This is a genomic window from Methylomonas methanica (assembly GCF_001644035.1).
Lineage (GTDB): Bacteria > Pseudomonadota > Gammaproteobacteria > Methylococcales > Methylomonadaceae > Methylomonas > Methylomonas methanica_A.
Genome location: NZ_LUUG01000005.1, coordinates 1 through 7,156, shown reverse-complemented (window position 1 = coordinate 7,156; position 7,156 = coordinate 1). Strand labels below are relative to the sequence as shown.

Annotated in this window: 8 protein-coding genes; 7 read left to right on the top strand and 1 reads right to left on the bottom strand. The window is 52.6% G+C overall.

Features of this window, described 5'->3' with window-relative positions:
- A partial coding sequence (locus A1332_RS00305; RefSeq protein WP_064006599.1) for a tyrosine-type recombinase/integrase occupies nt 1-449 on the top strand: 449 nt, incomplete at its 5' end.
- A gap of 272 nt (nt 450-721) precedes the next feature.
- On the opposite strand, the gene A1332_RS24515 is transcribed toward A1332_RS00305, so the two are convergent.
- Nucleotides 722-1,324: a winged helix-turn-helix domain-containing protein gene (locus tag A1332_RS24515; protein WP_082879449.1), complete on the bottom strand. Its 603-nt coding sequence runs from the start codon at nt 1,322-1,324 to the stop codon at nt 722-724.
- Between the two features lie 93 nt (nt 1,325-1,417).
- Between A1332_RS24515 and A1332_RS26235 the strand changes: the two genes are divergently transcribed.
- The 6 genes from A1332_RS26235 to A1332_RS00275 form a co-directional block, all read left to right on the top strand.
- A complete protein-coding gene (locus A1332_RS26235) occupies nt 1,418-1,543 on the top strand; it encodes a WGR domain-containing protein (protein ID WP_157203904.1) in 126 nt (41 codons plus the stop codon).
- A gap of 61 nt (nt 1,544-1,604) precedes the next feature.
- Nucleotides 1,605-3,158 (top strand): type I restriction-modification system subunit M, encoded by a 1,554-nt coding sequence (locus tag A1332_RS00295; protein WP_064006597.1) that lies wholly within the window; start codon nt 1,605-1,607, stop codon nt 3,156-3,158.
- Nucleotides 3,148-4,200, top strand: coding sequence for a PDDEXK nuclease domain-containing protein (locus tag A1332_RS00290; RefSeq protein WP_064006596.1), 1,053 nt, complete (start codon nt 3,148-3,150; stop codon nt 4,198-4,200). The genes A1332_RS00295 and A1332_RS00290 overlap by 11 nt, the downstream gene beginning before the upstream one ends.
- A complete protein-coding gene (locus A1332_RS00285; protein ID WP_064006595.1) occupies nt 4,197-5,471 on the top strand; it encodes a restriction endonuclease subunit S in 1,275 nt (424 codons plus the stop codon). The genes A1332_RS00290 and A1332_RS00285 overlap by 4 nt, the downstream gene beginning before the upstream one ends.
- Nucleotides 5,472-5,583: 112 nt before the next feature.
- Nucleotides 5,584-6,732 carry a Fic family protein gene (locus A1332_RS00280; RefSeq protein ID WP_064006594.1) on the top strand — a complete coding sequence of 383 codons (1,149 nt, stop codon included), beginning with the start codon at nt 5,584-5,586 and terminating at the stop codon, nt 6,730-6,732.
- Nucleotides 6,733-6,775: 43 nt separating this feature from the next.
- Nucleotides 6,776-7,156, top strand: a 381-nt coding sequence (locus tag A1332_RS00275; RefSeq protein ID WP_269454629.1) for a type I restriction endonuclease, incomplete at its 3' end; no start/stop codon positions are given.

The window sequence follows — 7,156 nt, the reverse complement described above, 5'->3', positions numbered from 1 at the left end:
GGAGTCACGGATTCAGGTTAAAGGTTAGCGATGTATTTCAAGGGTCTCGTGTACAGTCACGAGCCATCATCATGCAACAAAAAACGCATCGCCCAGTTCAATTTGAAATCACTGAACATACTCGAACGGCTTTGCAGGATTGGATTAAAACCGCAAATTTGAAATCAGACCACTATCTGTTCACCAGCCGATTGCACGGCTCGCAGCATCTATCGACTAGACAATACGGGCGCATTGTCGAAAAATGGGTCAAATCAATCGGGCTGGATCCAGCTGGGTACGGAACACACAGCATGCGAAGAACCAAAGCGACACAGATTTACCGGAAAACTAAAAATTTGCGAGCGGTTCAATTATTGCTCGGTCATAGCAAACTTGAAAGTACTGTCAGATACCTAGGTATCGAAGTGGATGATGCTTTGGAAATTTCAGAGCAGATCGATGCTTGATGACCCAAAAGATGAATGACGGCTTTGGAGCGATGCCAAAATATTTTCCGATTTCACGGGAATGACCGCTTGTGGCCGAAACTGTGAGTACGCAAATTTCTACAAACCAATAAATTTCTGCCAATTTTAATCTTAGATCCATCGCAATAAAACGCTTTTAATCTGATACAAAAATTAGCGGCCAAACCACGAACGAGCGATCAAAATCGCAATCCTTTACTATGAAACAAGGACGAACTGATTGGTCATCACTCGTCCTATTACAAGCAAAGCTATTCTTTCAGCGCTATCATCTCGGCCCGGTCTACGATGCTCAGTGTGATTTTGCCTTCCTGGCCCAACCAGCCAATACCTCGCTGGATGAATTTTTCTTCTTCCGGCAGTTCTTTAATCAGTTTTGTAACCGAGGTAGCGCCGTTCTCGGATAAGTAATGCCAAATGCTGCCTGCTGTTAAACCGGTCCGTTCACTTGCCGATATTTCCGACGTTGCCGCTACGGGTTCCGGGACTGCGGTTTCAGGCTTTTTCGGCGCTTTCTTTGCTGGACTGGATTTTTTAGCGGTGGTTTTGGTAGTTTTAGGCTGTTCGGTTTCGGCAGTGGGAGTTATAGCTGCTGTAGGCGTTTCAGTTAGTTTTTTAGTCGCTTTGACTGTAGGTGTCTGTTCAGCCTTAGCGTTGGCTTCGACATCCGAGGTCTGATTCGGGGTTTTCTGCGCGTTGCTGGTTTTTTTAGCGGTAGTTTTACTAGCTACCGGCGCTGCAGGTTGTTCCGCTTTGGCCTTTGTAGATAGGGGCTTTTCGGGGGTGGTTTTAGGTTCCTTCGTCATGAAATACACCATAGTCAGGATGAAAAAGAGTAGTAACGCTTCAGTCATGGAAGCTTTTCATACAGGCTGCTGAATATTACCCGACTTTGCGCTGATCAGTCACAGCAAATCATTGAAGATTGCCCGCGTTGATTAACCTGTATCAGGGGCAGGGTAGGTTCTCCGGGTACGGTGAGGAAGGAATGGTTCACCACGGAACAAGAAGCAGAATTGGCCAGCCAAAGAATCAGAAGCAAAAAAATTGAAAAGGGTTATCGTTTAAAATAACGCAATGGGGGCGGAATTCGTTACATAATCAGAGACTTTTTACCTAGAACACTTAAAAATCATGCTGGACGACATTAAAAGGGCTCTTTGGGCCGCCGCCGATAAGCTGCGGGCCAACATGGACGCCGCCGAATACAAACATCTGGTGCTCGGCCTGATCTTCGTCAAATATATTTCCGATACCTTCGCAGCCCGCCGTGCCGAACTAACCCGGCGCTTTACCGACGAGGCCGACGAATATTTCTTGCATGAATGCGACGACGAGATGCTGGCCGATGAACTGGAAGACCGCGACTACTATAAAGAGGTCAACGTGTTCTGGGTGCCGGAAACGGCCCGCTGGGAAGCTATCCGCGCCGCCGCTAAGCAAGCGGACATTGGCAAACGCATCGACGATGCGCTGGCGATCATCGAAACCGAAAACCCCAAGCTGAAAGGCATTCTGGATAAGCGCTATGCCCGCGCCCAACTGCCGGATGGCAAACTCGGCGAACTGGTCGATCTGGTGTCGACCATCGGCTTTGGCGATGATCCCGGCCAAGCCCGCGATGTGTTGGGGCAGGTGTATGAATACTTTCTCGGTCAATTCGCCAGCGCAGAAGGCAAAAAGGGCGGCCAGTTCTATACGCCCGCCAGCATCGTTAAAACCCTGGTCGCCGTGTTGGCCCCGCATCATGGCAAGGTCTACGACCCCTGCTGTGGTTCCGGCGGCATGTTCGTCCAATCGGAAAAGTTTATCGAAGCCCACGGCGGCAAGTTGGGCGACGTGTCGATCTACGGCCAGGAATCCAATCCCACCACCTGGCGCTTGGCGGCGATGAATCTGGCGATACGCGGTATCGATTTCAACCTGGGCCGCGAACCCAGCGATACCTTCACCCGCAACCAACACCCGGATTTACGCGCCGATTTCATCCTGGCCAATCCGCCGTTCAACATCAGCGACTGGTGGCATGGCAGCCTGGAAGGCGACCCGCGCTGGGTGTACGGCACACCGCCTCAGGGCAACGCCAACTATGCGTGGTTGCAGCACATGCTGTATCACCTAAAAGCCAACGGCCGCGCCGGCATCGTGTTGGCTAATGGCTCCATGAGTTCCAGCCAGAACAGCGAAGGCGACATCCGCCGCGCGATGGTCGATGCCGACGTAGTGGAAGTGATGATCGCCTTACCCGGTCAATTGTTCTTCAATACTCAGATTCCGGCTTGTCTATGGTTTCTGGCCAAACAAAAGACCAGCCGCCAGGGGGAAGTGTTATTCATTGATGCCCGTAAGTTGGGCAAAATGATTAGCCGGGTACAGACGGAATTTACCGATGAAGTGATAGCTAGAATTGCTGGCACGGTTGCGGTATGGCGAGGCGAAGCTGAGGCCGGAGAATATCAAGATACCCCTGGCTACTGCCGCAGCGTCAAACTGACCGAAATCGCCGAACATGGTCACGTACTGACACCTGGCCGCTACGTCGGTGCCGAGGAAGTCGAGGATGACAACGAAGCCTTTGCCGACAAGATGCAGAAGCTCACCGAAAAGCTTGGGGAGCAGATGGCGAAAGGCGCGGAACTCGATGCGTTGATCCGTCAGAAGCTGGGAGGGCTAGGGTATGAGTTCTGATCGTCCTGTGATTCCAGCAAAGCCAGCGGGGTATGGCGATTTTCTCGTCGACATCAAAAAGCAAATCCGCCAATGCCAACATCAGGCTCTCCGGGCAGTCAACAAGGAACTGCTGGCTCTGTACTGGTGGTTGGGCGAAAACATCAGCCGCCGTCAGTCTGAACAAGGCTGGGGCAAGTCGGTTGTCGAAAATCTGGCTGCCGACTTGCAGGCAGAGTTTCCGGGGCGAAACGGGTTTTCCGTTCAGAACTTGTGGGCGATGCGCCAGTTTTACAACGAATACAAGGACAAGCCAATTCTCCAATCACTGATAGGAGAAATAAGCTGGGCAAAAAATCTGCTGATCATGGCGCGCTGCAAGGACGATCTGGAACGCGAGTTTTACCTGCGCGCCACTGCCCGTTTCGGCTGGACAACCAAAGTGCTACAACACCAGCTCGACAACCAGAGTTACCGGCAATATCTCAGTGGGCAAACCAACTTTGACGCTGCCGTACCGGAAAGCGTCAAGGCGCAAGCCATGCTGGCGGTCAAAGATCACTACACCTTTGATTTTCTCGGGCTGGCCGACGCGCATTCCGAGCGCGAACTAGAAGAAGCGCTGGTCCGCAACCTGCGCCGCTTCCTTGACGAAATGGGCGGCAATTTTGCCTTTGTTGGCAACCAGTACCGGCTGGAGGCAGATGGTAAGGAGTACTTCATTGATCTGCTGCTCTTCCACCGCCGCCTGCGTTGTCTGGTCGCTATTGAACTGAAAATTGGCGAATTCAAACCCGAACACAAAGGCCAGATTGAGTTCTACCTCGATCAGCTCGACCAGCACCACCGGCTGGACGGCGAAAACCCCGCCATCGGCATCGTTATTTGCCGCAGCAAAACCAGAACCGTAGTCGAGTATGCCCTGCGCACCACCAACCACCCGTTGGGTATTGCGACTTACACCGTCACCCCGCAACTCCCGGCAGACTACCGCAACGATCTGCCTAGCCCGGAACAGATCGCCGAACGACTGAAGGGCTGGGGCGAGGAGGTTGGGGTATGAGTTCTGAGATGTTTTCAGCGCCCTTAGAGGATTGTCTGGATGCGTTAATTGACTATCGAGGGAAAACACCGGAGAAAACAATCTCAGGAATTCCGCTTATAACCGCCAAGATTATCAAGAGTGGCCGGATAGAAACTCCAACGGAATTTATTGCAATCGACAACTACAATTCATGGATGCGTCGTGGACTGCCTAAAGCTGGTGATGTTGTGCTGACTGTTGAAGCGCCTCTTGGAGAGGTTGCCCAACTTGGACCAGAGAAAGTTGCTCTGGCTCAACGTGTGGTGACATTACGAGGCAAGGCCGGAGTTCTTGATAATTCGTACCTCCTTTATTTGCTCCAAACCGAAGAAATGCAGTCGCAATTAAAAGCTCGTGCGACAGGAACGACTGTGTTGGGAATCAAGCAGAGCGAGCTTCGAAAGGTTTCATTAAGTCTGCCTCCCATTGAGGTTCAGGTTAGTTCGGCGGCAATACTCAAAGCCCTTGACGACCGCATCACCCTTCTGCGCGAAACCAACACCACGCTAGAAGCCATCGCCCAGGCGCTGTTCAAATCGTGGTTTGTCGATTTCGACCCCGTCCACTCCAAACAACAAGGTCGCATCCCCGAAGGCATGGATGAAGCCACCGCCGCGCTGTTTCCCGATAGCTTTGAGGAATCGGAATTGGGGTTGGTGCCGATGGGGTGGCAGATTGGTACGCTTGGCGATTTACTATCTTTGCGAAATGAGCGAACAAAACCATCTGCACAAACAGCTTCACTGCCGTATGTTCCAATCGAAAACATCACAGCTAAGTCACCATTTCTTCAGAATCATAAGTCAGGAGAGGAAGCAAATAGCAGCCTGATACTCTTTCGAAAAGGAGATGTGCTATTTGGAGCGATGCGTCCATATTTTCATAAGGTTTGTTCAGCTCCATTTGATGGTGTCACGCGGACCACTGTTTTCACACTCACTTCCCGAAATCCTAAGGCATCTGGATTTGCACTTTTCCAAGTATATCAAGACACCACCATTGACTACGCTACGCAGCATTCCGAGGGTTCGACAATTCCCTATGCTAAATGGTCTAAATCCCTTGAAAACATGTCGATAGTTCTGCCTTCCAGCAACTTGCAAGAGCGTTTTAGCGAAGTTGTTTCGGTCTTTGTCGAATGTGCAAACGAAAACCTTCGGCAAGCCCAAACCCTAGTCACCCTACGCGACACCCTGCTTCCCCGCCTAATCTCCGGCCAGCTCCGCCTGCCGGAAGCCGAGGCCATGTAGAGACTGTCTGAGATGTCGCCCCTGCGCCTATTCAAGTTTTCTTTGATAGTCGCGCAGGCTATTAAAGAATGCTTTAATATGACTTCTCTCTATTAAAGAAAATTTGCATACCATGCGCAGCACCGGCGATTACTTTATTTCCACCACCTTGGGCGAGCCCGTGCGGGCGTTTGTCCCGCATCCGTTGCCGCCCTGCGATCCGGTTTTGGCCGTCGAAAGTTATGCCGCGCTCAACCATGCCGCCGAGTTGGCGTTGGCAAGGTTGTCGGGAGTGTCCGGGTTGGTGCCGTCAGTGGATTGGTTGCTGTATAGCGCGATCCGCAAAGAGGCGTTGCTGACCTCGCAGATTGAGGGCACCCAAGCGACGCTGGCCGACTTATTCGATGAGGAAGCCGGTTTTGCCGTCAGCAATACCGACGATGTGGAGGAAGTGACCAACTATCTTCGCGCCTTCCGCCTGGTGCAGGACAACTTGCGTGCCGCAGATGGCTTGCCGATCAGCATCCGCTTGCTGTGCAATGCACATCACTTGCTATTGAATGGGGTGAGAGGCACGGGCAAACAACCTGGCGAGTTGCGCCGTTCGCAAAACTGGATAGGCGGTACTCGCCCTGGCAATGCAGCGTTTGTACCGCCACCGGCGGAACGGGTAGCGGATTTGTTGGCCGATGTGGAACGCTTCATTCACGCCAGCCAGCCGAATGGCTTGCCGCCGTTGGTGAAGATTGCGCTGGTCCACGCCCAATTCGAAACCATCCACCCTTTTCTGGACGGCAACGGCCGGATTGGCCGCTTGCTGATTGCCGCTTTAATGGAGCACTGGGGCTTATTGCCCGAGCCCTTGATGTATCTCAGTGGCTATTTGAAACAACACCAAAGCGAGTATTACCGCCGTTTGTCGGCGATTCGTAACGATGGCGACTGGGAAAGCTGGGTGTCTTTCTTTTTGGAAGCGGTGGCCGTGGCGGCTACCGATGCTGAACGCGGCATTGTGGCGATTGCTAGTCTGGTAGCGGCAGATCGTCGTCGCTTGTTGAGCGCGGCAAAAGTCGGTCCGGCCAGTTATCGTTTGTTTGAGATACTGCCGATGATGCCACGCTTCAGCATTGAGCAGGTGCGCCAGAAACTGAACACCACCTTCCCAACGGCTACGGCGGCGGTCAAAGTCCTGGAGGAGTTGGGTATCGTTGTGGAATTTACCGGCCAGAAAAAAAACCGTAGTTACAGTTATCAGCCTTACATCGAGTTGCTGACGCGTTGATGAAAACCAGCATCACACACCACTAGCCTAGCGGAGACAGGCCATGACCGAAGACCAACTGGAACAGGAAGCACTCGGCTGGCTGGCCGAGGTTGGATACTCTACGCTTTACGGGCCAGATCTGGCGCCGGATGGCGACAACCCGGAGCGCGACAATTACCTGCAAGTGGTGCTGGTCGAAAGATTACGTTCGGCGATTGCCCGCTTAAACCCGTCTATTCCACTGGCGGCGCGGGAAGATGCCTTGCAGCAGATATTGAATCTGGAAGTGCCGGGATTGTTGGCGGCCAATCGCCACTTTCATCGTCTGTTAGTCAACGGTGTGCCGGTGGAGTATCAAAAGGATGGTGATACGCGGGGCGACAGGGTGCGCTTGATCGAGTTTGCCGAGCCGTCCAGCAATGAGGCTATTTTTGCCCATCCC